This window comes from Microbacterium sp., from assembly GCF_047605725.1.
Lineage (GTDB): Bacteria > Actinomycetota > Actinomycetes > Actinomycetales > Microbacteriaceae > Microbacterium.
This window is the reverse complement of the sequence record NZ_JASGFE010000002.1, coordinates 1-25,758: the sequence shown is the minus strand read 5'-3', so window position 1 is coordinate 25,758 and position 25,758 is coordinate 1. Positions and strand designations below refer to the sequence as shown.

Sequence of the window (25,758 nt, the reverse complement as noted above, 5' to 3'; positions counted from 1 at the left end):
GAGCGCTCACTTGGTCACCGCCTGGAGTTCTGCGTCGGCCTTGGCCTTCAGCGCCTTCTCGTGCGCTCGCTCCGCCCTGCGTCTGTCGCGTTCGGGCGAGGGGAGGAAGAAGATCGCTCGCACGAGCGGGGGCGCCGCGATGAACAGCACGATCAGCGCCTGCACGACGACCACGATCTCGACCGGCACCTGCGCGGCGGCCTGCATCGAGAAGCCGCCCGCTTTGAAGGCGCCGAACAGGATGCCGGCGGCGAACGTGCCCCACGGCGTCGAGCGGCCCAGCAGCGCCACGGTGATCGCGTCGAAGCCGATGCCGGCGTCGATGTCGACCGTGAACCCGGTCGTGATGGTGCCCAGCACCTGGCTGGCTCCGGCCAGCCCGATCAGGGCGCCGGAGATGACCATGCCGTACACGTACATGCGCTTGACGTCGATGCCGGCCACCCGCGCCGCGTTGGGGTTCTCGCCGACGGCCCGGAACTTGAAGCCGAGGGCCGAGCGCTCGATGATCCACCAGACCAGCAGGGTCGCGAGGATCACCAGGACCAGCCCGAAGTGGAGGTTGAACTGCGGTCCGAGCAGCTCGGGGAAGACGGCCGTGGACTGTGCCGCCGCCGAGGTCGGGTTGCTCTGACCCGGCGCCTGCAGCAGGCCGGGCCGGCGCAGCATGAACAGGAGCAGGTAGATCGCGATGTAGTTGAGCATGATCGTGACGATCACCTCGTGGGCGCCCGTGGTCGCCTTGAGCAGCCCCGCGATGCCGGCCCACAGGGCGGCGGCGGCGATGCCGGCCAGGACCGCGACGACCATGTGCACGCCCCACGGCAGCTGGAGGGACCCGGCCACCCAGCCCGCGCCCGCGGCGGCCATCAGCATCTGGCCGCGCCCGCCGATGTTGAACATGCCGATGCGGAAGGCGAGGGCCACCCCCAGGCCCGCGGCGATCAGGGGCGTCGCGAAGGTGAGCGTCTCGGTCAGCGGACGGATCGCGCGGGCGAACGTGGGGGCGCCCGGATTGAACACCGCTCCGCGGAAGAACGCCGCATAGGCGCCGCCCACGGACTCGCCGATCGCGGCGAACGTGTCGCCGGGGCGCTGGAAGAAGTAGCCCGACGCGGTCTGCACGCCCTCGTCGGTGACGGCGATGAGAATACCGCCGGCGAGCACGGCGAGGACCATCGCGAGCACCGAGACGAGCCACCCCTTCTGGGTGATCCGCAGGAACGTGTCGTGCCACTTCGAGGGCGGTGGCGGGGTCTCGTCGAGGCTCATGCCGTCACTCCTTCGGGGGTCTCGCCGGCCATCATGAGGCCGATCGTGTCGCGGGCGACGTCACCCGGCACGATGCCGACGATGCGTCCCCGGTACATCACCATGATCCGGTCGGCCAGCGCGGTGACCTCGTCGAGCTCGGTGGAGACGACGATGACCGGCACTCCGCTGTCCCGGGTGGCGACGATGCGTTTGTGGATGAACTCGATCGAGCCGACGTCGACACCGCGCGTGGGCTGGGCGGCGACGAACAGCGAGAGGTCGCGGCTGAGCTCGCGGGCGATCACGACCTTCTGCTGGTTGCCGCCCGACATGCGCCCGACCGGCGTGTCGATCCCCTGGGCCCGCACGTCGAACTCGGCGAACTTCTCGGTGGCGAACTGCTGCAGGAAGCCGCGCTGCACCGCACCGCCCTTGACGAAAGGCGGACCCTCGGCGCGGTCGAGCATGAGGTTCTCGGCGATCGAGAACGCTCCGACCAGCCCGTCCTCGTTGCGGTCCTCGGGGACGAAGCCGACCCCGGCGTCGAGCACCCGCCGCACGCTCCGACCGACGAGCTCCCGCCCGCCCAGGGTGATCGAGCCGCGCACCTGTGGCTGCAAGCCGAGCAGCGCCTCGGTCAGCTCGGTCTGCCCGTTGCCCTGGACACCCGCGATGGCGAGGATCTCCCCGGCGCGCACCTCGAAGCTGATGTCGTCGACCATGACCTGACCGGTCGGGTCGATGACGCTCAGATCGGTCACCACGAGGCCGCCCTCGCGCAGCTGCGGCGGATCCTTGTGCACGGTGAGATCGACGGCGCGTCCGACCATGAGCGAGGCCAGCTCCACGTTCGAGGACTTCGGCGACGCCTCGCCGACGACCTTGCCGTGCCGGATGACGGTGATGCGGTCGGCGACCTCGCGCACCTCGCGGAGCTTGTGGGTGATGAAGACGATGGAGGAGCCGGACGCCTTGAGCTGGCGCATGATCGCCATGAGCTCGTCGGTCTCCTGCGGGGTGAGCACCGCGGTCGGCTCGTCGAAGACGAGCACCTGGGCGTCGCGCGAGAGCGCCTTGATGATCTCGACGCGCTGCTGCACGCCCACCGGCAGGTCTTCGACCAGGGCATCCGGATCGATGTCGAAGCCGAACCGCGCGGAGATCTCGCGCACGCGGGCGCGAGCGACCTCGAGGTCGAGCAGCCCGGCGGCCTTGGTCGACTCGTGACCGAGCATGACGTTCTCGGCGACGGTGAACACCGGGACGAGCATGAAGTGCTGGTGGACCATGCCGATGCCGGCGCGCATCGCGTCACCGGGTCCGTGGAAGTTCTGCACCTGGTCGTCGAGCAGGATCGTCCCCTCCTCGGCGGTATAGAGCCCGTAGAGGACGTTCATGAGCGTCGACTTGCCGGCCCCGTTCTCGCCGAGGAGGCAATGGATCTCGCCCGGTTCGACGACCAGGTCGATGTGGTCGTTGGCGACGAAGGTGCCGAACCGCTTGGTGATGCCGCGGAGCTCGAGCTTCATAGTTCCAGATCCTTCACGTGGGATGCCTGGTGGATACCAGATCGGGGGTCTCGGTCCGCGACCTTCCGGGGGCGGCCGATCCCGGCCACCCCCGGTCGCTCACGGGGTCACTCCGCCAGGTAGGACTTCACCGGGATGGAACCGTCGATGATGCCCGCCGTGATGGCGTCGAGCTCGTCCTGCAGGTCGGCCGAGACCTTGTCCTCGAAGTCGTGGAACGGGGCCAGGCCCACGCCCTTGTTCTCCAGGGTGCCGATGAACGGAGCCACGTCGAAGTCGCCCTCCCCTGCGGCGACCACCGTCTCCTTGACGCCCACGTCGATGAACTTGCGGATCGAGGTCAGGAGCAGGTCGCCCACGGCCGGGTCGGTCTCGTACACGTCGGCGTCGACGCCGAGCAGGGCGATCTCGCGGCCGGAGTCGCGGATCACCGATGCGGCGCTCTGGTAGATGCTGCCGCCGACGGGCAGCAGCACGTCGACGCCCTGGTCCACGAGGCCCTGCGCCGCGTTGGTCGCGGGCTGGCCCGCCACGAAGGCGTCGGCGAACACGCCGTTGGTGCCGTCCCAGCCGATGAGCTCGACGCTGTCGCCCTTCTGCTCGTTCCAGTAGTCGACGCCCTGCTTGTAGCCGTCCATGAACGTGGTCACGGTCGGGAACGGCTTGCCGCCGAAGGTGCCGACCTTCTTGGCCTTCGAGTACGACGCCGAGGCGTAGCCCGCGAGGAACGCCGCTTGGGCGGTGTCGAAGATGATCGGCTTGATGTTCGGCTCGTCGGTCTCGCCGTCGAAGTCCTGGTCGACGATGTCGTCGATCGAGACGAACTGGACCTCGGGGTTCGCGGCGGCCGCCTCGGCGGCGGATGCCGCGAGGTCGAAGCCGACCGTGATGACCAGGGTGCAGTTCTGATCGAGCACGCTCTGGATGTTCGGTGCGAAGTCCGAGCTCGTGTTCGAGGCCACGGCCACCCCCTCGATGCCGAGCTCCTCGGTCGCCTCGTCGAAGCCCTTCTTGCCCAGCTCGTTGAAGGACTTGTCCTCCCACCCGCCGGTGCCGGAGACGATGCACGGCAGGAAGCCTTCGACGGCTCCGCTTCCGCCGTCGTCCGACGTCGACTCTTCCGGCGCCTGGCCGCAGCCGGCGAGGGCGAGGATCAGGCTGGCGGCGACGATGCCGCCCAGCGCGCGCTTTCGGGTAGAAATGGTCAACTCTGCCTCCACGATCACGGCTCGCGGACGTCGCGAGCCTCCGAGGCGAAACTACCGAAGACGGCGCCTCTCGTCCGGGTCAGGCACGAATTGGTTACAAACACGCAACACTGCAGCCGTTGCGCGGCGGCTCACAGCACGTCGCCGCGCCCGGTCACCTTGAGGGCGTCGACGACGTGCTTGACCCGCTGGGCGTGCTCGCTCGTAGTCACCAGCAGCGCGTCCTCGGTATCGACCACGACGATGTCCTTCACTCCGATGAGGCTGATCACGCGCGTGGTGTGACTGACCACGATGCCGCTGGCGGCGTCGGAGAGGATGCGCACGTTCTCGCCGAGGATGGCGAGATCGTTCTTGCGCCCGTGCGTGTTGAGCTTGGCGAGGCTCGCGAAGTCGCCCACGTCGTCCCAGTCGAAGTGGCCCGGCACCACCGCGAGCCGCCCCCGCGCCGCTGCCGGCTCGGCGACGACGTAGTCGATCGCGATCTTCGGGAGCGTCGGCCACACCCGGTCGACGACCGGGCCGCGCCGCTCGCGGTCGTCCCACGCCTCGGCGAGGGCCATCAACCCCGCGTGCAGCTCCGGGTTGCTCTGGGCGATCTCCCCGAGCAGCACGTCGGCGCGAGAGATGAACATGCCCGCATTCCAGAAGAACGACCGCGACGCGACGTACTCCTTCGCTGTGGCCAGGTCGGGCTTCTCCACGAAGCGGTCGACGAGGGCGGCCTCGGGGGCGCCGTCGACGGCGACCATCTCGCCCTTCTCGATGTAGCCGAATCCCACGGCCGGCTCGGTCGGTGTGATGCCGATCGTGCAGACGTAGCCCTCACGTGCGACGGCGACCGCCTGCTGCACCGCCCAGTGAAAGACCGGCAGCACGCGGATGACGTGATCGGCGGCGAACGAGCCGATGATCACGTCGGGGTCGCGGCGGTGCAGGATGGCGGCGGCCAGCCCGATGGCCGCGGCGGAGTCGCGCGGCTCCGACTCGAGGAACACGTTGCGGTCCGGGATGCCGGGTAGCTCCGCCTCCACCGCCGCCCGGTGCGCCCGCCCGGTCACGACCGCGATCCGGTCGGGGCCGGTCAGCGGCTCGAGGCGGTCCCAGGTGTCGCGCAGCAGCGAGTTGCCCGAGCCGGTCAGGTCGTGCAGGAACTTGGGCGCGTCGGCGCGGGAGAGCGGCCACAGGCGGCTCCCGACGCCCCCGGCGGGGATCACGGCGTACAGATCCGGGATGACGTCGACCATGCTCCGAGCCTACCCGCGCCGTCCTCGGCGTCCCGGGCGCCCCCGCCGGTTAGGTCCGCCTCAGTCGCCCGGTGCTCCGGCGCGGAATAGGATGGCTGTGCGCCCGTGCGACGCAGGGCTCGGACCCGCAGGGTCATCGTCAGCCCTCCGCCGCCTCGAGCTGTCAGCTCACATCGAGGGAGGACGACCGTGTCTGCACCAGCACGTGTCACACCGTCGCTAGCCCAGACCACGTCCAGGACTCCGCGCGGCACGCTGTACCGCGGCAACGAGGGCATGTGGTCGTGGGTGCTGCACCGCATCACCGGGGTCGCGATCTTCTTCTTCCTGCTCGTGCACGTGCTCGACACCGCGCTCATCCGCGTCTCCCCCGAGGCGTACGACGCCGTCATCGGCACCTACAAGAACCCGATCATGGGTCTGGGCGAGGTCGCCCTGGTCGCCGCGGTGGCCTATCACGCCTTCAACGGCCTGCGGATCATCGCCATCGACGCCTGGCCCTGGGCGACCCGGCATCAGCGCCGGCTGTGGTGGGCGGTCCTGGGCGTCTGGGCGGTCACGATCCTCGGCTTCTCCGCCCGGCACCTCCCGATCGTCTTCTCCCAGCTGGGAGGCGGTCACTGATGGCCGTCGAGACCCGCCGAGCCGCTCGCGCCGACGCGCTGGCCGCCCCGCGCAGCACCGCGGTGCGCCGCTCCGGCCCGAACCTGGAGAAGTGGGGCTGGATCTACATGCGCGTGTCCGGGGTGCTCCTGGTCGTGCTGATCTTCGGGCACCTGTTCGTGAACCTGATGCTGGGCGAAGGCATCCACGGCGTCGACTTCGCCTTCGTCGCCGGCAAGTTCGCCACGCCGTTCTGGCAGTGGTGGGATGTCCTGATGCTGTGGCTCGCACTCATCCACGGCGCCAACGGCATGCGCACGATCGTCAACGACTACGTGACCTCGCCCGGCATCCGGCGCCTCCTCGTGGTGGCGCTGTGGGTCGCCGCGTCGCTGCTCATCCTCCTCGGCACGCTGGTGGTCTTCACCTTCGACCCGTGCCTGGGCACGACCGGCGACAGCGCCCAGTGGCTCCAGGACCTCTGCCTTTCGTGACGCACGCCGAGTAGAAGAAAGCACCCACACGTGACAACCTCCACCGCCGACTCCGTCGTCAAAGACGGCGTGCACTACCACCAGTTCGACATCGTCATCGTCGGCGCCGGCGGCGCCGGCATGCGCGCCGCGATCGAGGCCGGCCCCGGCGCGAAGACCGCCGTCATCACCAAGCTCTACCCGACGCGTTCGCACACCGGTGCCGCGCAGGGCGGCATGGCCGCGGCCCTCGCCAACGTCGAAGAGGACTCGTGGGAGTGGCACACCTTCGACACCGTCAAGGGCGGCGACTACCTCGTCGACCAGGACGCCGCGGAGATCCTCGCAAGAGAGGCCATCGACGCGGTCATCGACCTGGAGAACATGGGGCTGCCGTTCAACCGCACCCCCGAGGGCAAGATCGACCAGCGCCGCTTCGGCGGGCACACCGCCGACCACGGCAAGACCCCCGTGCGCCGCGCCTGCTACGCCGCCGACCGCACCGGCCACATGATCCTGCAGACGCTGTTCCAGAACTGCGTCAAGCTGGGCATCAACTTCTTCAACGAGTACTACGCGCTCGACCTCATCACGGTGAAGGATGCCGACGGCACCACCCGCATCGCGGGGGTCGTGGCGTACGAGCTCGCCACCGGCGACCTGCACGTCTTCCACGCCAAGGCGGTCATCTTCGCCACCGGCGGCTTCGGCAAGATCTACAAGACGACCTCCAACGCGCACACCCTCACCGGCGACGGCGTGGGCATCGTGTGGCGCAAGGGCCTGCCGCTGGAGGACATCGAGTTCTTCCAGTTCCACCCGACCGGGCTGGCCGGGCTCGGCATCCTCCTGACCGAGGGCGCCCGCGGCGAGGGTGCGATCCTGCGCAACGCCTCCGGAGAGCGGTTCATGGAGCGCTACGCCCCCACCATCAAAGACCTCGCGCCGCGCGACATCGTCGCCCGATGCATGGTCAAAGAGGTGCTGGAGGGCCGCGGGGCCGGGCCGCACAAGGACTACGTGTTCCTGGACTGCACGCACCTGGGCGCCGAGGTGCTGGAGTCCAAGCTCCCGGACATCACCGAGTTCGCCCGCACCTACCTCGGCGTCGACCCGGTGGTCGAGCCGGTGCCGGTCATGCCGACCGCGCACTACGCGATGGGTGGCATCCCCACCAACAACAACGGCGAGGTGCTCGCCGACAACACCACGGTCGTTCCGGGCCTCTACGCCGCCGGCGAGTGCGCGTGCGTATCGGTGCACGGCTCGAATCGCCTGGGCACCAACTCGCTCCTGGACATCAACGTGTTCGGCAAGCGCAGCGGCCGAAACGCCGTCGAGTACGCCAAGACGGCCGAGTTCGTGCCCCTGCCGGAGGACCCGGCCGCGGACGTGCGCGAGATGATCGAGGGACTGCGCAACAACCCCGGCAGCGAGCGGGTCGCCGTGCTGCGCAAGAAGCTGCAGGAGGAGATGGACGCCGGCGCGCAGGTGTTCCGCACCGAGCAGACCCTGACCGACGTGATGGGCACCATCCACGACCTGCGCGAGCGGTACAAGAACGTGCACGTCGACGACAAGGGCAGGCGGTTCAACACCGACCTGCTCGAGGCCGTGGAACTCGGGTTCCTCCTCGATCTCGCCGAGATCGTCGCCTACGCCGCCCGCAACCGCAAGGAGAGCCGCGGCGGGCATATGCGCGAGGACTACCCCGACCGCGACGACGTCAACTACCTGCAGCACACGATGGCCTACCTCACCGGCGATCCGCACTCGCCGAACCCCGAGGACCACATCAGGCTCGACTGGAAGCCCGTCGTGTTCACCAGGAACGAGCAGGGCGAGCTGAACTACCCGCCGCTGGAGAGGAAGTACTGATGTCGGCCGTCGTCGTGGAGCAGGACGCCGTGGCCGCGGCGGACGCCGTCGCCGAGGACAGCGGCGAGTCCGCCGTCCAGGCGTTCCTGGTGACCTTCATCATCCGCCGGTTCGACCCGGAGACCGACACCGAGCCGCGCTGGGTCGACTACGACGTGGAGCTGTACTCCACCGACCGCGTGCTCGACGCCCTGCACAAGATCAAGTGGGAGGTCGACGGCTCGCTGACCTTCCGCCGTTCCTGCGCGCACGGGATCTGCGGGTCGGATGCCATGCGCATCAACGGCCGGAACCGCCTCGCCTGCAAGACGCTCATCAAGGACCTCGACATCTCCAAGCCCATCTACGTCGAGGCCATCAAGGGCTTGCCGTTGGAGAAGGACCTCGTCGTCGACATGGAGCCGTTCTTCGCCTCCTACCGCGAGGTGCAGCCGTTCCTCATCGCGAGCTCGAAGCCCGAGCCGGGCAAGGAGCGCATCCAGTCGATCGTCGACCGCGAGGTGTTCGACGACACCACCAAGTGCATCCTGTGCGCGGCCTGCACCTCGTCGTGCCCGGTCTTCTGGACCGACGGCCAGTACTTCGGGCCCGCCGCCATCGTGAACGCGCACCGGTTCATCTTCGACTCCCGCGACGACGCCGCGGGAGTGCGCCTGGACATCCTCAACGACAAGGAGGGCGTGTGGCGCTGCCGCACGACCTTCAACTGCACCGAGGCGTGCCCGCGCGGCATCGAGGTGACCAAGGCGATCGCCGAGGTCAAGCAGGCGGTCCTGCGCCGCTGAGCGTCTGACGAGCCGGTCGGTAGTCTGACGGGGTGACAGGCGACCGCGACGACCCGGCATCCGGCACCGGGGAGGGCGCGACCCTGCGCGAACGCCTCGAGGAGCCCATCGCCCGCGCGACCGAGCTCACCAGGAAGACCCTCGCGTGGTTCCCGGTGCGCGTCTGGCGGCACTTCCTGCGGCACAACGGGTTCCTCCTGGCGGCGAGCATCAGCTACCAGTCGCTGTTCGCGATCTTCGCCGTGCTCTACGTCGCCTTCGCCGGGGTCGGGCTCTGGCTCGGCGGCAGCCCCGAGGCGGTCACGCGCCTCATCGACCTCGTCGACCACTACGTCCCCGGCCTGATCGGCACGCACGGGCTCGTCACCCCCGACCAGGTCGAGGGGATCGCCGCCGACGGCGCGGGCACACTCGCCTTCACCGGCGCCGCCGCGGGCGTCGTGGCGATGTGGACGGCCACCGGGTTCGTCACCTTCGCCCGCCGCGCCGTCCGCGACATCTTCGACCTGCCCTTCGACAGCCGCAATTACATACTGCTCAAGGCCAGGGACTTCCTCGCGGCCGTCGTGTTCGGCCTCGCTCTGGTCGCCGGCTCGGTGGTGGGCGGCGCCACCATCGGACTGCTCGACGGCCTCCTCGCCCTCCTCCACGTCGACGGCCGCTCGACCTGGCTGCACGTGCTCCTGAAGGTGCTGACGGTCGCGGTGGCCTTCGCGATCAACTCCGCCGCGCTCGCGGGCCTGTTCCGCTTCCTCACCGGCACGTCGCTGCCGTGGCGGACGATCTGGCCCGGGTCGCTGCTCGGCGGCGCCGGCATGGCACTCCTGCAGGTCGGGGTGGGGGCGCTCGTGCTCTACACACCGAGCAACCCGCTGCTGGCGACGTTCTCCGTGCTCATCGGATTCCTGCTCTGGTTCCGCCTGATCGGCATCGTGATGCTCGTGGCGGCGGCGTGGATCGCGGTGACCGCCGCCGACCGCGACATCCCGCTGCAGCCGGCGACCGGACCGGCCGGACGCGGCATCCTAGACCGCTGATGCCCGGTCGGTATTGTGGCTCCCGTGAACGCCGATCGCGAAGACGCGTTGCTCGGCACGCACCGACCGCCGCCGTTGCGTGAACGCCTGACCGGGCCGATGGCGCGCGCCGGCGCACTCACCCAGCGCACGCTGGCGTGGCTCCCGGTGCGGGTATGGCGGCACTTCCTCGACCACAGCGGGTTCCTGCTGTCCGCCGGGGTCAGCTACCAGGCGCTGTTCGCCGTGTTCGCCGCGATCTACGTCGCCTTCGCCGCCGCCGGGATCTGGCTCGGCGCGAGCCCGACCGCGGTGAACACCCTCATCAGCGGCATCAACAGCTACGTGCACGGCCTGATCGGCAAGGAGGGACTGTTCACCCACGATCAGGTCGCCGACATCGCACGCGACTCGCGCGGCGTCCTGGCCGTCACCGGTGCGGTCGCGATCGTGGTGTCGATCTGGACGGCGATCGGGTTCATCTCGTTCTCGCGGCGCGCCGTGCGCAACGTCTTCGGCCTGCCCCCGGACCGCCAGAACATCGTGGTCGTCAAGGCGCGCGACTTCGTCGCCGCCGTCGCCCTGGCCGTCGCGCTCGTGGCGGGCTTCGCGATCGGCACCGCCGGCACCGGCGCGGTCGGGCTGATCCTCCAGGCGCTGGGCTGGGACACGCACTCCGACTGGTACGTCCTCGGCATCGGCCTGGCCTCGGTCATCGTGTCGTTCGTCGTGTACGCCGTGACGCTCGCGGTGCTGCTGCGCTTCCTCACCCGCACGGCGCTGGTGTGGCGCGCCATCCGGCCCGGGGCGCTCCTCGGAGCCGCCGGCATCACGGTGCTGCAGCTGGCCGCCGGGTACCTCATCACCTCGGTGCCGCGCAATCCGCTGCTGGCGACCTTCGCGATCTTCGTCGGCCTCCTGCTGTGGTTCCAGATGGTCGGCGTCATCCTGATGTTCGCCGCCTCGTGGATCGCCGTGCTGGCCCGGGACGGCCATATCCCGCTCCTCCCCCCGAGCGAGGGCGAACGACGGGTCGCCGAGCACGACGCACTGGTGCGAGAGGCGCGCGAGCGCCTGCGCGCCGCACGCGCCGCGCGCGACCGGACACCGTGGTGGCGCGCGGCGCGCGCCGATCGCGCGGTGCGCGACGCGCTCGACGAGCTGTTCGAGCTGGAGGCATCCGCCCCGCCGGAACCCGAGCAGGAGTGGCCGCGCACGTGAGCGTCTCCGCCGGCGGTGTCGGAGGGCTGTCCTAAGCTGGCGGTCGTGTCTGTCCGCATCGCATCCGTCAACGTCAACGGCATCCGCGCCGCCGTCCGCAAGGGCATGCTCGAGTGGATCGACGCCGCCCGGCCCGACATCCTCGCGCTGCAGGAGGTGCGCGCCACCGCCGCCGAGCTGGCCGCGGCACTCCCGGGCTGGGAGCTGGTCGGGCACGAGTCGGCGCAGAAGGGGCGGGCGGGGGTGGCCGTCGCCAGCCGGCACGCCGCCGTGGACGTCCGAACGGCGCTGGGCGAGGACGGCGTGGACTCGGCCGGGCGCTGGATCGAGGCCGACTTCGACCTCGAGGGCGAACGACTCACGGTCGTGAGCGCGTACGTGCACACCGGCGAGGCCGACACGCCTCGGCAGGACGCGAAGTGGGCCTTCCTCGACGCGATGGAGGCACGGCTGCCGCAGCTGCGCATGCACGCGCCGCTGGCTCTCGTGATGGGCGACCTCAACGTCGGGCATCGCGAGCTCGACATCCGCAACTGGCGGGCGAACCGGAAGAAGTCCGGCTTCCTGCCGCGGGAGCGCGCGTACTTCGACCGCTTCTTCGGCCCCGACGGCGAACCGGTGACCGGGGTGGACGGCTCCGTCGGCACCGGCCTCGGCTGGGTCGACGTCGGCAGACGCGTCCACGGGGAGGTCGACGGCCCGTACACGTGGTGGTCGATGCGCGGCCGCGCCTTCGACAACGACACCGGCTGGCGCATCGACTATCACCTCGCCACCCCCGAGCTGGCCGAGCGCGTCTCCGACTACCACGTGCTGCGCGCGCCGTCGTGGGACACCCGGTGGAGCGACCACGCCCCGGTCGTGGCCGACTACCGCGTCGGCTCCTGACCCTTCACTGCACGTTGGCGACACCTTCCTGCTTCTGCCTCCACGAATATGTAGCGCCGATACAGGGAAGTGGCGCCAACACAGGGAGTGGCGCCGACACGAGGACCGGCGCCGAGGCACGGAGCCGATGCCGGCGCCGAGGCACGGAGCCGATGCCGGACGGGATGCCGGAGGGCACGGCATCCGCCCCACCCTAGGATTGTCTGGTGACCAGACCGCGCCTCTACTCCGGAATGCAGCCCTCGGCCGACTCCCTCCAGATCGGCAACTACATCGGCGCGCTCATGCAGTGGCGCGAGCTGCAGCAGTCGTACCAGGCGTTCTTCTCGGTCGTCGACCTGCACGCGCTCACCCAGCCCAACGACCCGGCCGAGCTGCGCGAGAAGACGCGGCGCACCGCCGCCCAGTACATCGCGGGCGGGATCGAGCCGTCGCGCGCCACGCTCTACGTGCAGTCGCATGTGCCCGCGCACGCCGAGCTCCAGTGGATCCTCACGACGCTCACCGGCGAGGGCGAAGCGCGGCGCATGACCCAGTACAAGGACAAGGTCGCCCGGTACGGCAAGGACGCGGCATCCGTCGGTCTGCTCGTGTACCCGATGCTGATGGCCGCCGACATCCTGCTCTACCAGACCGACATCGTGCCGGTCGGCGAGGACCAGAAGCAGCACGTCGAGCTCACGCGCGACCTCGCCGAGCGGTTCAACGCGCGCTACGGCCGGGCCTTCACGGTGCCGATGCCGGTGATCCAGCGTGAGACGGGCCGCATCTACGACCTGCAGAACCCCACCGCGAAGATGTCGAAGTCTGCCGAGTCGGATGCCGGTGTGCTGTGGCTGCTCGACGACCCGGCGGTGACGGCGAAGAAGATCATGCGCGCGGTCACAGACTCGGAGGGCTCGGTGCGCTACGACCGGCAGGCCAAGCCCGGCGTGTCGAACCTGCTGGTGATCTACGCCGCGCTGACCGGGCGGCAGATCCCGGCCATCGAGGACGAGTACGCCGGACGCGGCTACGGCGACTTCAAGAAGGATCTCGCCGAGGTCGTCGTGAACGAGTTCGCCCCGGTGCGCGAGCGCGCGCTGGCGCTCCTGGCCGATCCCGCCGAGCTCGACCGCGTGCTCGCGGTCAACGCCGGGCGCGCCGAGGAGGTCGCGAACGCGACGCTCGCCGACGTCTACGACAAGGTCGGCTTGCTCCGCCGGGCCTGACCCGGGGCCTCGGCCGTCCGGCATCCTCATACCTGCGCGTGCCGTATCGAGGCCTCGTGCCCGAGGTCTCGGCGCGGCGCTGCGCATAACTCAGGCAATCCACCAGCCAGCGCCATGAAACAGCCCCGGAGACCTGGATCTGCCTGAGTTATGCGCACGACGGCAATGACTCGGATGGTCTCACGCCTGTCGCCTACGCTGCGCGGCGGCGACGGGTGCGCGCGATTCCGCGCACGGACTGAGCGACCAGGACGGTGTCGTACATGATGTCCTCGGCGAGGGGCCGCAGCGTCGCGTAGCCCCGGGCTGCGGCGGCCAGGTCACGGCGCCGATCCTGACGCTGCTTCGCCCAGCCCTCGTGATGCGCCTTGCTGTCGCACTCGATGATCAGCCAGCCCTCGACGAGGAAGTCCACTCGACCCACGCCGGGGATCTTCACCTGGGCCTGAAAGCGCAGTCCGAGCTGTCGAAGGATCAAGCGCATGAGGGTCTCCGGGCCAGACTCGGCGATGCCGTCGGCCAAGGAGAGGAGAACGCGGTAGCAATCGGGCAGACAGCCGAAGACGTCGCACAGCTCGGCATGCGTCATGAGGCCGAGATGCAGGATGCTGTCGATCGTCGCGACAGCCGCGCGAGGCGGCTGACACCTGATCGCCTGAGCGACGGCGTCGAAGAGCCCGACGTGGCCGAGCGTCGCCCCGTCGCCGCGCAGCGTCCACCAGTGCAGGTCGAGGTTGCGGCGGGAGCGCTGGTCCAGGGCACGCTGCCTGTCATGGGGCGAGCGCAGGCGGGACATCGAGTGGTCGACGTGGACATGCAGCCGGGAGTCGTCGAGGACGAACACGCCCAGCTGCGCCAGCAGCGACACGCACGCGAGCCGGCCGCCCACGCGAACGGCCTGATCGACCCCGTCGAGCGAACCCACGAGGTACCGGTCGCGACGGAGTCGCTGGAGCCTTCCCTCCCTGACCGCGATCGTGATCTGACGCGGACGCATGCCCGCGGCGAGCAGATCGGCGCGGGTGAGGATCTCCCCGTGTTCGACCCGAGCCTGAAGCATGTCCCCAGGGTGGCCCAACGCCGGCGCCGGCATGCGGCCGATGCCCCGAATTGTGGACAACTTCGGCAGATCGCCGATTGTGGAGAGGTTGTCGTCATCCCACCGCCTTCGGCGCCCGAAGGGCGCCGGCATCCGCACAGACACGTGCGGTCACGTGCGCATAACTCAGGCAGAACTCCGCCCCAGAGGCGGCCATACCCGGCATATCCGCCTCGCTGCCTGAATTGTGAACAGTGACTGGCGAGCAGAGGCGACCGGCAAGGGCGCCGCCAGGTCTGATCCACCCCTGGAGGCAGTGAGCCGGGGGTGCACGCAGGGGCCGGTGGGCGCGGGCGGGGTCGTGGGAGGATGGGCGCATGCCCGAGATGCCGGAGGTGCAGGGGCTCGTCGACTTCCTCGGCGGGCGGCTCGACGGCCTCACGATCACGCGGCTCACGGTCGCGAACATCGCCGCGCTCAAGACCTACGATCCGCCGATCGACGCGCTGAAGGATGCCACGATCACGGGCGCCGTCCGACACGGGAAGTTCATCGACCTCGCCACGACCGGCCCGCACCTGATCTTCCACCTCGCCAAGGCGGGCTGGCTGCGCTGGTACGAGAGGCTCCCCGCGACCGTCATCCGTCCAGGCCGCACGCCCATCGCGCTGCGCGTCGCGCTCAGTGACGGCTCGGGCTTCGACCTCACCGAGGCGGGCACGAAGAAGTCGCTCGCCGTCTCCGTCGTCCGCGAACCGCACGACGTCCCCGGGGTCGCGCGCCTCGGACCGGACCCGCTCGACCCGGCCTTCGATCGCGACGCGTTCGCCGCTCTCCTGAGCGGACGGCGCACGCAGATCAAAGGGGTCCTGCGCGACCAGTCCGTCATCGCCGGCGTCGGCAACGCCTACTCCGACGAGATCCTCCACGCCGCCCGCATGTCGCCGTACGCGCTCGCCGCCGGCCTCGACGAGGCCCAGGTCACGCGCCTGTACACCGCGATGATCGAGACGCTGACGGATGCCGTGGCCACGGCATCCGGAAAGCCCCCGGCCGAGCTGAAGGATGCCAAACGGCGGGGCATGCAGGTGCACGGACGGCGCGGCGAGGCCTGTCCGGTGTGCGGCGACGCGGTGCGATCGGTCTTCTTCGCCGACAGCAGCCTGGAGTACTGCCCGACCTGTCAGACCGGCGGCAAGCTCCTCGCCGATCGGCGACTGTCGCGCCTGCTGAAATAGCGCGGCTATCCTCGGTGCATGCTCACCGTCGAGGAACTGTACCTGCTGCTGATCCGCGAGAACGGCGACCCGGAGGTATTCGGCTCGCCCTACGGCCAGGGGCTCAATGCCGCGCTCCTGACCGACCTGCTCGTCGCCGGGAGGATCTCGGTCACCGGCGACTCCCCCGAACGCATCCAGGTCGTGTCGACCGCGCCGAGCGGCCGGCTTCCCCTCGACTTCGGCATCGAGCGCATCCAGGACCGCGACGGCGCGAAGGTCACCGGCCTCATCAGCTCCGGACGGTTCAACCCCGAGATCGCCGTGGTCGAGTCGCTCGTCCACGAGGGTCTGCTCGAACGCGGACGACGCAAGCTGCTCGGCTTCGGCCTTCCCCGCACCCCCCAGCCAGACCCTGGGCCCAAGCAGCGCATCCGTGCCCGACTGGCCGAGGTGTTCTCCGGCGAGCGTGAGCCCACCGCGGCGGATGCCACGATCCTCGCCGCCGCGACGGCACTGGACATCGCGCCGCAGCTGCTGAGCAAGCTCTCCGGCACGCGCGACCGCGCACAGTTCGAGCAGCGCGTCGCCGCGATCGTCGGCGCCGCGCCGGCGACCGAGGCCGCGGTCGCGCGGATCACGCTCGGCCTGCAGTTCAATCGCGCCAAGGCCTCGCGCGGAGGCAGCGCGATCGGCCCCGCTGTGAGCCGCTGAGCTCCGGCCCGCCCCGCCCGCGGGGCGCCGCGCACTGGGTCACCCCCGCCGCGCGTTCATAACTCAGGCAGAACACGCCTACAGCGGCCGAAACGGGCTCGGCTGGGGCGCTCTGCCTGAGTTATGCGCAGGCACGGGCAGCTGACCCTCCGCGCAGGCACGGGCAGCTGACCCTCCGCGCATGCACGGGCAGCTGACCCGCGCGCTCCCCCGGTCAGGCCTCAGGCCTGTGCTCCGCCGGCCATGATGCGCGCGTCGTCGTCGACCCAGTCCAGCGACTTCGACACCGCCTTGCGCCACAGCCGGTAGCGGCGTTCGGCCTCCTCGCGCGGCATGGCCGGCTCGAACCGCCGCTCCTCCTGCCAGTGGGCGCGCAGGTCGTCGAAGCCGCCCCACACGCCGGTCGCCAGCCCCGCCGCATATGCCGCCCCGAGGGCGGTGGTCTCTACGATCCGGGGCCGCACGACGGTCACGCCGAGCACGTCGGCCTGGAACTGCATGAGCGCGTCGTTGCGGGTCATCCCGCCGTCCACGCGCAGCTCGGCCAGCGGCCTGCCGGTGTCGCTGATCACAGCATCGATGACGTCGCGGGTCTGGAATGCCGTCGCCTCCAGCGCCGCGCGGGCGATGTGCGCCTTGGTCACGAAGCGGGTGAGCCCCACGAGCGCACCTCGCGCGTCGGGGCGCCAGTACGGTGCGAACAGACCGGAGAAGGCCGGCACGAAGTAGGCGCCGCCGTTGTCGGCGACGGTCGCGGCGAGGGTCTCCACGTCCTCCGAGCGCTGGATGATCCCGAGGTTGTCGCGCAGCCACTGCACGAGCGACCCGGTGACGGCGATCGAGCCCTCCAGCGCGTAACGGGCCGGCTCGTCGCCGCACCGGTACGCGACGGTGGTGATGAGCCCGGCATCCGACCGCACGATCTCGGTGCCCGTGCCCACGAGCAGGAAGTTGCCGGTGCCGTAGGTGTTCTTCGACTCCCCGGCGCCGAACGCCGCCTGCCCGAAGGTCGCCGCCTGCTGGTCGCCGAGGATCCCGGCGATCGGCACGCTCCGGAGCACCGCGGGCACGCGGACCTCGCCGAACACCTCGGACGACGAGCGGATCTGCGGCAGCATGGCCCGCGGGATCCCCCACACCGCCAGCAGCTCGTCCGACCAGTCGAGCGTGCGCAGGTCCATGAGGAGCGTGCGGCTTGCGTTGGTGACATCGGTGACGTGGATGCCGCCCTCGCTCCCGCCGGTGAGGTTCCACACGACCCACGTGTCCGGCGTGCCGAACATCAGGTCGCCGGCCTCGGCGGCCGCGCGCGCACCCGGGACGTGGTCGAGGAACCACGCGAGCTTCGATGCGGAGAAGTAGGCCGCCAGCGGCAGGCCGGTGACCTCGGCGAACGCGTCGACGCCCCGCTCGGCGGTGAGCGCGTCGATGTGCGGCTGGGTGCGCGTGTCCTGCCACACGATCGCGTTGTGCACGGGTCGCCCGGTGCGGCGGTCCCACACCATGACCGTCTCGCGCTGGTTGGTCACCCCGACCGCCGCGATGTCGGATGCCGACAGCCCGGCCTTGCCGAGCGCTCGAGCCAGCACCCATTCGGTGTTGGTCCAGATCTCGACCGGGTCGTGCTCCACCCAGCCGGCGCGCGGCAGGATCTGCTGATGCTCGCGCTGCGCGATGGCGACGATGTGCGCGTGCGCGTCGAACACGATCGCCCTCGTCGACGTGGTCCCCTGGTCGATCGCGATCACGTGGTCGGACATCGTCGTCTCCTCTCCGCCGAGGCCGCATCGCCTCGGCGTCATCTCCCCTCGCCGGTGGCGGCGAGCGGGCTCCAGGTCGGGTCGGCGGCATGCACCCGCGCGAGCGCCCGCGCGACCTCCGCCTCGATCCGGTCCCGGGTCCAGTCCAGCACGGGGGCCACGACCTCGGCCACCTCGGCGGCCGAGTCCGCGCTCACCCGGCCGGTGAAGGCGATGCCGGTGCGCCGCATGAGCAGGTCGTCGAGGTGGACGACGTCCTCGGTGCGGGCGAGGTGGCGCAGCTCGGCGGAGCTGTACCCGGGGAGGGTGCGCAGCTGCGCATCGTCTGGGTCGGCGACGATCGCGGCAATCACGGCGTCGGCGATCGTGCCGTAGCGGTCGAGCAGGGTATCCACGCGCGCGGCGGGCAGCTGCGGCCGGTCGGCGATCCACACCGCCCGTGCACGGTCCGTGGTCGGGTAGCCGCGCCCTCCCCCGATGGGAAGCTCGCCGGTCGAGCGCCGCCGCGGCCGCGCGAGCACGCGCAGCGCCCGGTCGGCGAGGCTCTCGGCGGAGGCGCGGAACGTGGTCCACTTGCCGCCGACGAGGCTGAGGAGTGTGGCATCCGGTCCGCCCAGCGGTCGTTGCTCGATGCGGTAGTCGCGCGAGACGAACCCGGGGGCGACGTGCCCGTGACCGGGGAGGGGCCGCACCCCGGCGAAGCGGTACACGATCTGTGCGCGGTCGACCGCGATGGCGGGGAAGACGTGCCGGACGAGCTCGAGGAAGTAGTCCACCTCGGCCTCGGTGCACTCGATCGGGTCGGCCAGGTCGTGCTCGAGGTCGGTCGTGCCGACCAGCACCCGGCCCTTCAGCGGGTAGACGAGCACGATGCGGCCGTCGGAGTGCTCGAAGAAGATCTCGCGTCCGCCGGTGGCGGCGAGCAGTTCGGGGTGGTCCAGGACGATGTGCGCGCCCTTGGTCCCGCCCATGTAGCCGGTAGGCTCGCCGAGACCGGCGTTGGTGAGGTCGGTCCACGGCCCGGTCGCGTTGACGACGACGGATGCCGCGAACGGCAGCTCGTCGCCGCTGATCGCGTCGCGCAGCACGACGCGGCTTGCCTCGGCGCGCACCGCCTCGACGTAGTTGGCGGCGCGGGCGCGATCGCCGCCCGCAGCGCGCCCGTCGCGCAGCACGTCGATCGCGAGCCGCTCAGGGTCGTGCAGCGACGCGTCCCAGTAGGTGGCGGTGTACTTCACCTGCGGGTTCAGTGCGGGAAGGGCGCGCAGCGACCGGCGCCGCGCGTGGAACGCGTGGCGGGGGACCGCGCCGCCGCCGCGCGAGAACGAGTCGTACAGCACGAGCCCCGCTTTGATCAGGACGGCGCCGCGCTCGCGCGGACGGCCGGCCCCGTGGCGCAGGAACCGCAGCGGCGCGCTCAGCACGCCGGAGAACGTGGAGAAGACAGGGATCGTGGTACGCAGCGGCCGCACGTAGTGCGGGGCGAGCCGCAGCAGCCGGTTGCGCTCGGTCACGGCCTCTCTCACGAGGCGGAACTCGCCGTTCTCGAGATAGCGGATGCCGCCGTGGATCATGTGCGACGAGGCAGACGAGGCCCCGCTGACGAAATCGCCGCGCTCGACCAGGACGACGTCGATGCCCTGCAGGGCGAGGTCGCGGAAGGTCGCGAGGCCGTTGATGCCCCCGCCGATGATCAGCACGTCCGCGTACGGCCGCTCGGTCAGCTGTGTGAATCGTCGTGTCGACGCGCCGTCGAACTCGTCCCCCTGCTCGCTCACGTGCCAATACTCGCACGCGTGGTTGCCTTGCGGCGCGTGCGATCCGGCATCCGGCATCCGGCATCCGGCATCCGGCATCCGGTCGCACCAACGTCGGAGAGTCGCACGTACTTCGGAGGATTTCGGCCAGATCCTCCGAAGTACGCGCGATTCTCCGAACTTCGTGGGATGAGAGGCGGGGGGCCAGGGGCGCGGGGCGCGGGGCGCGGGGCGGGGAGCGGGGTGGGCGGATGCCGGGACGCAGGCGAACGGTAGCTCATAAGTTCTGCGAACGGTAGCGTAGTGAACCTGCGATCGGTAGCCTTGCAACGTGGACCCCTATCTGCCTCGCGCGATCGACGACGAACTGCGCGCTGCGCTGATCGAGCTTCCGGCGGTTGCGATCAACGGTCCGAAGGGCGTCGGAAAGACGGCGAGCGCGGAGCGGCTCGCAGCCACCACGGTGCGACTCGATGATCCCGCGCAGCGCGAGCTCTTCGATGCGGATCCGAATCGGCTGCGCGCCGCCGCACGGCCCATGCTGATCGACGAGTGGCAACGCTCGCCGCAGAGCTGGGACGCCGTACGCCGTTGGGTCGACGAGGGTGCGCCCGCAGGCAGTGTGCTCCTCACGGGCAGTGCCGCTCCGCGCGGAGCCGCCGTCCATTCCGGAGCGGGGCGCATCGCCGCGCTGCGCATGCGGCCGATGTCCCTCGCCGAGCGCGCACTGGTCGTCCCTACCGTGTCGCTCGAAGCGATGCTCGCGGGGACGGCGGACATCACCGGTGAAAGCGCGCTCACGCTCCATGACTACGTGGAAGAGATCACCGCGTCGGGCTTTCCGGGTATCCGTCGACTGAGCGCCCGGGGACGCGCAATGCAGCTCGATGCCTATCTCGACAACGTGGTTCAGCGAGAGTTCCCCGACCAAGGTCTCGCCGTGCGGGCTCCCGAGACGCTGCGACGCTGGCTGTGTGCCTATGCGGCAGCGACAGGAACGACGGCGAGCTACGCCAAGATCCTCGACGCTGCGACGCCGGGCGAATCGAACAAGCCGGCGAAGACCACCACCATCGCGTACCGCGATGTTCTTCACAGCCTCTGGCTGCTCGACCCGCTCGACGCCTGGGCGCCCGGTGCGACAGATCTCGGTCGCCTCGGACAGGGTCCAGTGCACTTCCTTGCCGACCCCGCTCTCGCGTGCCGGCTCCTGGGCGTCGATGCGAGCGACCTGCGGGAGGGCGCCTTCGACGCGGATCCGCTGCTCTCCCGGTTCGGCACCGGGTACGGCACCCTTCTCGGGCGGCTGTTCGAGGCGCTCGTCGCTCTCAGCGTGCAGGTCTACGCGACGCACGACGGCGCCCGCGTCGGACACGTGCGCACCCGCAACGGCGATCATGAGGTCGACCTCATCGTGCACCGCGGGCGACGCGTGGTCGCGCTGGAGGTCAAACTCGCACCCACTGTCTCCGACTCGGACGTCCGGCATCTGCGCTGGCTTCGCGACCGCATGGGTGCGCACCTCGCCGACGCCGCCGTCATCACCACGGGCCCGGTCGCCTACCGCCGGGCGGATGGCATCGCCGTCATCCCCGCCGCGCTCCTGGGTCCGTGACCGCGCCGCGCGCCAGATCGCGCCTGACCATGCGGGTTCCTCCCGGCATCCGCTCACACCACCGTCGGAGCACTTCGGGGCGGGAAGAGGACCGGGGGCGGATGCCGGTGCGCACCGGGAATGCCGGTCACGGTCCAGCGTTACTACACTCGACAACAGACACGTGCTCCGGGATCGGTGGGAATCCGAACCGGCGGTGACAGTCCGCGAGCCCCTCGGCCACCTGGCCGGGACGGCTGACCCGGTGGAACTCCGGGACCGACGGTGATGCGACGGGTTTCTCGACGAGACCCTCGCGAGTCCGGATGGGAGGCAGCACGGGGCAGCGCTGTGCGTTGCGCCACGCCTTTCCCGGAGCCTCGACCGAAGGACCACGGATGACGGCGACGGACCGCGAACAGGGCGCCATGCGTCGCGCGCTCGCCCTCGCCGCCCGGGGACCGCGCGGGGTGAACCCGCAGGTGGGCGCCGTCATCCTCTCCCCCGCCGGCGACGTGCTCGCCGAGGGATGGCATCGCGGCGCCGGCACCGCGCACGCCGAGGTCGACGCCCTCTCGCACCTGCCGGAGGGAGCCGCGCGCGGCGCGACCGCCGTCGTCACGCTGGAGCCGTGCAACCACACCGGCCGCACCGGCCCGTGCGTTCAGGCGCTCATCGCAGCGGGCGCCGCCCGCGTCGTGTACGCGGTGGACGACCCCAATTCGGTCGCATCCGGTGGTGCCGCACGGCTCCGCGCCGCCGGGGTCGAGGTCGTCGGGGGCGTCCTCGCGGGCGACGCCGCGGCGCTGCTGGACTCCTGGCTGACCGTGCAGCGCCTCGGGCGCCCGCACGTGACCGTGAAGTGGGCGCAGAGCCTCGACGGCCGCGCCGCCGCACCCGACGGCACGAGCCGGTGGATCACCGGCGCCGCCGCGCGCGCCGACGTGCACCGCCGCCGCGCCGCGGCCGACGCGATCGTCGCCGGCATCGGCACGGTGCTCGCCGACGATCCCGCCCTGACCGCGCGGCGCGACGACGGCACCCTGTACGACCACCAGCCCTTGCCTGTGGTGCTGGGCCGGCGCCGGATCCCGGCGGATGCCGCGGTGCTGCGGCACCCGCACGGCGTGCTGCACCGCGACGGCGAGAACCTCGGCGGCGAGAGCCCGAACCACCCGTCCGTGCTCGACGAACTGCGGAGCCTCGGCGTGCACCGCGTGTTCGTCGAGGGCGGGCCGACGATCGCGAGCGCGTTCCTGCGCGCCGGTCTGGTCGACGAGGTGCTCGCCTATGTGGCGCCGACCCTGATCGGCCGCGGCGCCGACGGCGCCGACCGGCCCGCGCTCGGCCCGCTCGGCGTCGAGACGATCGCCGATCGGCGTCGGCTCGCGGTGACCGGCCTCGAGCGCCTCGGCGACGACCTGCTGATCGTCGCGACCCCGCGTTCCGTCGAGGCGCCGGCAGCGCCCGGATCGACTACCGAAGGAGAGCACTGATGTTCACGGGAATCGTGGAGGAGATCGGCGAAGTCCTCGCCGTCGAGCCGTCCGGCGACGGGGTGCGCCTCACCGTACGCGCGCCCGTGGCGGTGTCCGACGCGACGCACGGAGACTCCATCGCGGTCAGCGGCGTCTGCCTCACGGTCGTCGACCGCGGCGGCGACCGCTTCACCGCCGACGTCATGCGGCAGAGCCTCGACACCTCGACGCTCGGCGCTGTCACGCCCGGAACCCCCGTGAACCTGGAGCGCGCGATGGCCGCGCACGGGCGCCTGGGCGGTCACATCGTGCAGGGCCACGTCGACGGCACCGGCGAGGTCGTGCAGGTGCGCCCCGGCGCGCAGTGGCGGGTGCTGCGGATCGGCATGCCGGCATCCCTCGCCCCGCTCGTCGTCGACAAGGGCTCGATCGCCGTCGACGGCATCTCGCTCACCGTGAGCGCCGTCAGCGATGCCGCCTCGCCCGAGCCCTGGTTCGAGGTCTCGCTCATCCCCGAGACGCTCCAGGCCACGACGCTCGGCGCCCGCGGCGCCGGCGACGCCGTGAACCTGGAGACCGACGTGCTCGCGCGGCACGTGCGACGGCTGCTCGCCTTCCCGGCGACCGAAGGAGGCCCCCGATGAGCCTTTCCCCGCTGTCCGACGCCCTCGACGCCCTGCGCGCCGGGCGCCCCGTCATCGTCGCCGACGACGAGCACCGCGAGAACGAGGGCGACGTCGTGCTGTCGGCCGAGCTCGCGACCCCGGAGTGGATCGCCTGGACCGTGCGCCATTCGAGCGGCTTCATCTGCGCGCCCATGCCGGCGGAATGGGCCGACCGGCTCGACCTTCCCCCCATGGTCGCGGTCAACGAAGACGCCCGCAGCACCGCCTACACGGTCAGCGTCGACGCCGCCGACCGCATCTCGACCGGCATCAGCGCCGCCGACCGCGCGCACACCCTGAACGTGCTGGCAGACCCCGCCGCGACCGCGGCGAGCGTGATCCGCCCCGGACACGTGCTGCCGCTGCGCGCCGTCGACGGCGGCGTGCGCGAGCGCGGCGGCCACACCGAGGCGGCCGTCGAACTCATGCGGCTGGCGGGCCTGCAGCCAGTCGGGGCGATCGCGGAGGTCGTCGCCGAGGACGGGTCGATGATGCGGATGCCGGGACTGCTCGAGCTCGGTGCGCGCGACGGCGTGCCGGTCATCACGATCGAGCAGCTCGCTGCCCACCTCGACGAGGTCGAGCCCCGGGACGACCGCTCGTCGGGGTCGCACCGGCGACGGGTGAGCCTGCGCGCGGAGGCGACCGTGCCGACCTCGCACGGCTCGTTCCGCTTCCTCGCCTACAAGGACCGGGTGTCCGGCACCGACCACCTCGCGGTCGTCGCGGGCGATCTCACCCAGTGCACGCCGCTCGTGCGCGTGCACTCGGAGTGCCTCACCGGCGAGGCGTTCGGCTCGCTCAAGTGCGAGTGCGGGCCGCAGCTGGATGCCGCGCTCGACGCCATCGAGCAGGATGGCGGCGTCGTGATCTACATGCGCGGCCACGAGGGCCGCGGCATCGGGCTCATCAACAAGCTGCGCGCCTACAGCCTGCAGGAGCGCGGGCTCGACACGGTGGACGCGAACCTGGCTCTGGGCCTGCCCGCCGACTCGCGCGACTACGCGGCGGCGGCGGGCATTCTCGCCGACCTCGGCGTCGACCGCATCCGGCTGCTGACCAACAACCCCGACAAGGTCAGCCGGCTCGCCGAGCTGGGGCTGGACGTCGTCGAGCAGGTGCCCCTGCTGGTCGGCGTCGGCCGTGACAACCACCAGTACCTGGCCACCAAGCGCGAGCGCATGGGGCACGTCATCGACCCGGGCGCACTGCAGAGCGCGCTCGACGACAGCGAGGAGAACGAGCGATGAGCGGACACGGAGCACCCGAGGCAGACGCCGTCGACGCGACCGGGCTGGACGTCGTGGTGGTGGCCGGCACCTGGCACGACACGATCGCCGAGGGGCTCGTCGCCGGAGCTGCACGCGTGCTCGCCGCCTCGGGCGCGACCTGGCGCCTCGTGCGCGTTCCCGGCTCGTTCGAACTGCCGGTGGTGTGCCAGGCGGCCCTGGAGGCGGGGGCCGATGCCGCGGTCGCCCTGGGCGTGATCATCCGAGGCGGCACGCCGCACTTCGAGTACGTGTCGTCGGCGGCGACCGACGGCTTGACCCGGGTTGCGCTGCAGACCGGCAAGCCGGTCGGGTTCGGCGTGCTGACCCTCGACGACGAGCAGCAGGGCCTCGATCGCGCCGGCCTGCCCGGCTCGCGGGAGGACAAGGGCGCCGAGGCCGCCGACGCGGCCCTGCGCACGGCCCTGGTCCTGCGCGGCATCCGCGGCTGACACGCGGAGCGGACGGGCCAAGGCTCAAGAGCTTACGGATCAGGGCTGAGATGCGCACGCTGAGCTTATCGATCCACTCGCTCACTCTTGCTCGATCCAGCGACGGAAGGCTATCGCGGCATCTTGGCGCTCGCTGACGCTGTGCCTGTTATGCCCGGGCGTATGGACGGGCTGCTTCTCGTTACGCGCCTGGTTGCTCTCGAACCCGGCCGGGGTGGCGAGGGTGAGCGCAGCGATCTCTGCGGTGATCTCGTTGATGTCACCGGTGACATGCCGCTTCTTCAGGCGCTGCCGCGCCGCCTGCCCGGCGCGCAGCAGACGCAGCGCGGCGCGATCCAGTTCTGTGACCGATGCCCCAGAGAACGGCGTCGGCGGGCAATACAGGGCGTACGCCAGGCCACGCGTGGCGCGCGCGCTCCGCGGTGCGCGTGTCGACCACCGCATCAGGCCTGGATCGTGTCAGGTTAGTGCCCCGCGTCCGGTCGTAGTGCGGCGATGATG

The 25,758-nt window shown here is 70.8% G+C and carries 23 protein-coding genes; 15 read left to right on the top strand and 8 right to left on the bottom strand.

Translation table 11 applies throughout. The annotated features are described in order from the left end of the window. Window positions 1-6: 6 nt before the first annotated feature. From QM641_RS00895 to QM641_RS00880, 4 genes are all read right to left on the bottom strand, one after another. A complete protein-coding gene (locus QM641_RS00895) occupies window positions 7-1,272 on the bottom strand; it encodes an ABC transporter permease (RefSeq protein WP_415112506.1) in 1,266 nt (421 codons plus the stop codon). Continuing rightward, window positions 1,269-2,783, bottom strand: coding sequence for an ABC transporter ATP-binding protein (locus QM641_RS00890; protein WP_415112504.1), 1,515 nt, complete (start codon window positions 2,781-2,783; stop codon window positions 1,269-1,271). Before QM641_RS00890 ends, QM641_RS00895 begins: the two co-directional genes overlap by 4 nt. Before the next feature lie 107 nt (window positions 2,784-2,890). Beyond that, entirely contained in the window at window positions 2,891-3,991 is a 1,101-nt protein-coding gene (locus QM641_RS00885) for a BMP family lipoprotein (protein ID WP_415112502.1), read from the bottom strand. A 131-nt stretch (window positions 3,992-4,122) separates the two neighbouring features. Further along, a complete protein-coding gene (locus tag QM641_RS00880) occupies window positions 4,123-5,238 on the bottom strand; it encodes a mannose-1-phosphate guanylyltransferase (protein ID WP_415112500.1) in 1,116 nt (371 codons plus the stop codon). Between the two features lie 189 nt (window positions 5,239-5,427). Between QM641_RS00880 and sdhC the strand changes: the two genes are divergently transcribed. From sdhC to trpS, 8 genes are all read left to right on the top strand, one after another. After that, the gene (gene sdhC / locus QM641_RS00875; RefSeq protein ID WP_415112498.1) at window positions 5,428-5,862 is read left to right on the top strand and encodes a succinate dehydrogenase, cytochrome b556 subunit; all 435 of its coding nucleotides are present in this window, start codon (window positions 5,428-5,430) and stop codon (window positions 5,860-5,862) included. Then, on the top strand, window positions 5,862-6,335 hold the full coding sequence (locus QM641_RS00870; protein ID WP_415112496.1) for a succinate dehydrogenase hydrophobic membrane anchor subunit: 474 nt from the start codon (window positions 5,862-5,864) through the stop codon (window positions 6,333-6,335). Before sdhC ends, QM641_RS00870 begins: the two co-directional genes overlap by 1 nt. 30 nt (window positions 6,336-6,365) lie before the next feature. Continuing rightward, entirely contained in the window at window positions 6,366-8,192 is a 1,827-nt protein-coding gene (sdhA, locus tag QM641_RS00865; protein WP_415112494.1) for a succinate dehydrogenase flavoprotein subunit, read from the top strand. After that, entirely contained in the window at window positions 8,192-8,977 is a 786-nt protein-coding gene (locus tag QM641_RS00860) for a succinate dehydrogenase iron-sulfur subunit (RefSeq protein ID WP_415112492.1), read from the top strand. The genes sdhA and QM641_RS00860 overlap by 1 nt, the downstream gene beginning before the upstream one ends. A 32-nt stretch (window positions 8,978-9,009) precedes the next feature. Next, window positions 9,010-10,014: a YihY/virulence factor BrkB family protein gene (locus QM641_RS00855; protein WP_415112489.1), complete on the top strand. Its 1,005-nt coding sequence runs from the start codon at window positions 9,010-9,012 to the stop codon at window positions 10,012-10,014. Window positions 10,015-10,038: 24 nt separating this feature from the next. Continuing rightward, complete coding sequence (locus tag QM641_RS00850; protein WP_415112487.1) at window positions 10,039-11,214, top strand: YihY/virulence factor BrkB family protein; 1,176 nt, start codon at window positions 10,039-10,041, stop codon at window positions 11,212-11,214. 45 nt (window positions 11,215-11,259) lie between these two features. Further along, window positions 11,260-12,102 carry an exodeoxyribonuclease III gene (locus QM641_RS00845; RefSeq protein ID WP_415112485.1) on the top strand — a complete coding sequence of 281 codons (843 nt, stop codon included), beginning with the start codon at window positions 11,260-11,262 and terminating at the stop codon, window positions 12,100-12,102. Window positions 12,103-12,305: 203 nt separating this feature from the next. Then, window positions 12,306-13,313 carry a tryptophan--tRNA ligase gene (gene trpS / locus QM641_RS00840; RefSeq protein WP_415112621.1) on the top strand — a complete coding sequence of 336 codons (1,008 nt, stop codon included), beginning with the start codon at window positions 12,306-12,308 and terminating at the stop codon, window positions 13,311-13,313. Between the two features lie 193 nt (window positions 13,314-13,506). On the opposite strand, the gene QM641_RS00835 is transcribed toward trpS, so the two are convergent. Then, window positions 13,507-14,373 carry a DUF559 domain-containing protein gene (locus QM641_RS00835; protein WP_415112483.1) on the bottom strand — a complete coding sequence of 289 codons (867 nt, stop codon included), beginning with the start codon at window positions 14,371-14,373 and terminating at the stop codon, window positions 13,507-13,509. Between the two features lie 356 nt (window positions 14,374-14,729). On the opposite strand from QM641_RS00835, the gene QM641_RS00830 reads away from it, so the two are divergent. Continuing rightward, window positions 14,730-15,590, top strand: a complete 861-nt coding sequence (locus QM641_RS00830; protein ID WP_415112481.1) for an Fpg/Nei family DNA glycosylase — start codon at window positions 14,730-14,732, stop codon at window positions 15,588-15,590. Window positions 15,591-15,608: 18 nt separating this feature from the next. Further along, window positions 15,609-16,283 (top strand): GOLPH3/VPS74 family protein, encoded by a 675-nt coding sequence (locus tag QM641_RS00825; protein WP_415112479.1) that lies wholly within the window; start codon window positions 15,609-15,611, stop codon window positions 16,281-16,283. A gap of 221 nt (window positions 16,284-16,504) precedes the next feature. Here the strand turns inward: QM641_RS00825 and glpK are convergent, their stop codons facing one another. Together glpK and QM641_RS00815 are read right to left on the bottom strand one after the other, a co-directional pair. Beyond that, window positions 16,505-18,043, bottom strand: a complete 1,539-nt coding sequence (gene glpK / locus QM641_RS00820; protein WP_415112477.1) for a glycerol kinase GlpK — start codon at window positions 18,041-18,043, stop codon at window positions 16,505-16,507. Window positions 18,044-18,081: 38 nt separating this feature from the next. Next, window positions 18,082-19,821: an FAD-dependent oxidoreductase gene (locus QM641_RS00815; RefSeq protein WP_415112475.1), complete on the bottom strand. Its 1,740-nt coding sequence runs from the start codon at window positions 19,819-19,821 to the stop codon at window positions 18,082-18,084. Window positions 19,822-20,131: 310 nt separating this feature from the next. Between QM641_RS00815 and QM641_RS00810 the strand changes: the two genes are divergently transcribed. The 5 genes from QM641_RS00810 (at window position 20,132) to ribH (ending at window position 25,257) form a co-directional block, all read left to right on the top strand. Continuing rightward, entirely contained in the window at window positions 20,132-21,415 is a 1,284-nt protein-coding gene (locus tag QM641_RS00810) for an ATP-binding protein (protein ID WP_415112473.1), read from the top strand. A gap of 377 nt (window positions 21,416-21,792) precedes the next feature. After that, window positions 21,793-22,890, top strand: a complete 1,098-nt coding sequence (gene ribD, locus QM641_RS00805; RefSeq protein ID WP_415112471.1) for a bifunctional diaminohydroxyphosphoribosylaminopyrimidine deaminase/5-amino-6-(5-phosphoribosylamino)uracil reductase RibD — start codon at window positions 21,793-21,795, stop codon at window positions 22,888-22,890. Further along, window positions 22,890-23,516: a riboflavin synthase gene (locus QM641_RS00800; RefSeq protein WP_415112469.1), complete on the top strand. Its 627-nt coding sequence runs from the start codon at window positions 22,890-22,892 to the stop codon at window positions 23,514-23,516. The genes ribD and QM641_RS00800 overlap by 1 nt, the downstream gene beginning before the upstream one ends. After that, a complete protein-coding gene (gene ribA, locus QM641_RS00795) occupies window positions 23,513-24,787 on the top strand; it encodes a GTP cyclohydrolase II (protein ID WP_415112467.1) in 1,275 nt (424 codons plus the stop codon). The genes QM641_RS00800 and ribA overlap by 4 nt, the downstream gene beginning before the upstream one ends. Then, window positions 24,784-25,257 (top strand): 6,7-dimethyl-8-ribityllumazine synthase, encoded by a 474-nt coding sequence (ribH, locus tag QM641_RS00790; RefSeq protein ID WP_415112465.1) that lies wholly within the window; start codon window positions 24,784-24,786, stop codon window positions 25,255-25,257. The genes ribA and ribH overlap by 4 nt, the downstream gene beginning before the upstream one ends. Before the next feature lie 81 nt (window positions 25,258-25,338). Here ribH and QM641_RS00785 read toward each other — a convergent pair whose 3' ends face one another. Next, a complete protein-coding gene (locus QM641_RS00785; RefSeq protein WP_415112463.1) occupies window positions 25,339-25,701 on the bottom strand; it encodes a hypothetical protein in 363 nt (120 codons plus the stop codon). Window positions 25,702-25,758: the final 57 nt, after the last annotated feature.

What these genes read in the sequence shown, in the direction of transcription:
- QM641_RS00860 (WP_415112492.1), top strand. Translation starts at nt 8,192, where the DNA reads ATGTCGGCCGTCGTCGTGGAGCAGGACGCCGTGGCCGCGGCGGACGCC.
- QM641_RS00880 (WP_415112500.1), bottom strand. Translation starts at nt 5,238, where the DNA reads ATGGTCGACGTCATCCCGGATCTGTACGCCGTGATCCCCGCCGGGGGC.
- ribD (WP_415112471.1), top strand. Translation starts at nt 21,793, where the DNA reads ATGACGGCGACGGACCGCGAACAGGGCGCCATGCGTCGCGCGCTCGCC.
- QM641_RS00895 (WP_415112506.1), bottom strand. Translation starts at nt 1,272, where the DNA reads ATGAGCCTCGACGAGACCCCGCCACCGCCCTCGAAGTGGCACGACACG.
- QM641_RS00890 (WP_415112504.1), bottom strand. Translation starts at nt 2,783, where the DNA reads ATGAAGCTCGAGCTCCGCGGCATCACCAAGCGGTTCGGCACCTTCGTC.
- QM641_RS00800 (WP_415112469.1), top strand. Translation starts at nt 22,890, where the DNA reads ATGTTCACGGGAATCGTGGAGGAGATCGGCGAAGTCCTCGCCGTCGAG.
- ribH (WP_415112465.1), top strand. Translation starts at nt 24,784, where the DNA reads ATGAGCGGACACGGAGCACCCGAGGCAGACGCCGTCGACGCGACCGGG.
- glpK (WP_415112477.1), bottom strand. Translation starts at nt 18,043, where the DNA reads ATGTCCGACCACGTGATCGCGATCGACCAGGGGACCACGTCGACGAGG.
- ribA (WP_415112467.1), top strand. Translation starts at nt 23,513, where the DNA reads ATGAGCCTTTCCCCGCTGTCCGACGCCCTCGACGCCCTGCGCGCCGGG.
- QM641_RS00870 (WP_415112496.1), top strand. Translation starts at nt 5,862, where the DNA reads ATGGCCGTCGAGACCCGCCGAGCCGCTCGCGCCGACGCGCTGGCCGCC.
- QM641_RS00785 (WP_415112463.1), bottom strand. Translation starts at nt 25,701, where the DNA reads ATGCGGTGGTCGACACGCGCACCGCGGAGCGCGCGCGCCACGCGTGGC.
- QM641_RS00835 (WP_415112483.1), bottom strand. Translation starts at nt 14,373, where the DNA reads ATGCTTCAGGCTCGGGTCGAACACGGGGAGATCCTCACCCGCGCCGAT.
- QM641_RS00825 (WP_415112479.1), top strand. Translation starts at nt 15,609, where the DNA reads ATGCTCACCGTCGAGGAACTGTACCTGCTGCTGATCCGCGAGAACGGC.
- QM641_RS00830 (WP_415112481.1), top strand. Translation starts at nt 14,730, where the DNA reads ATGCCCGAGATGCCGGAGGTGCAGGGGCTCGTCGACTTCCTCGGCGGG.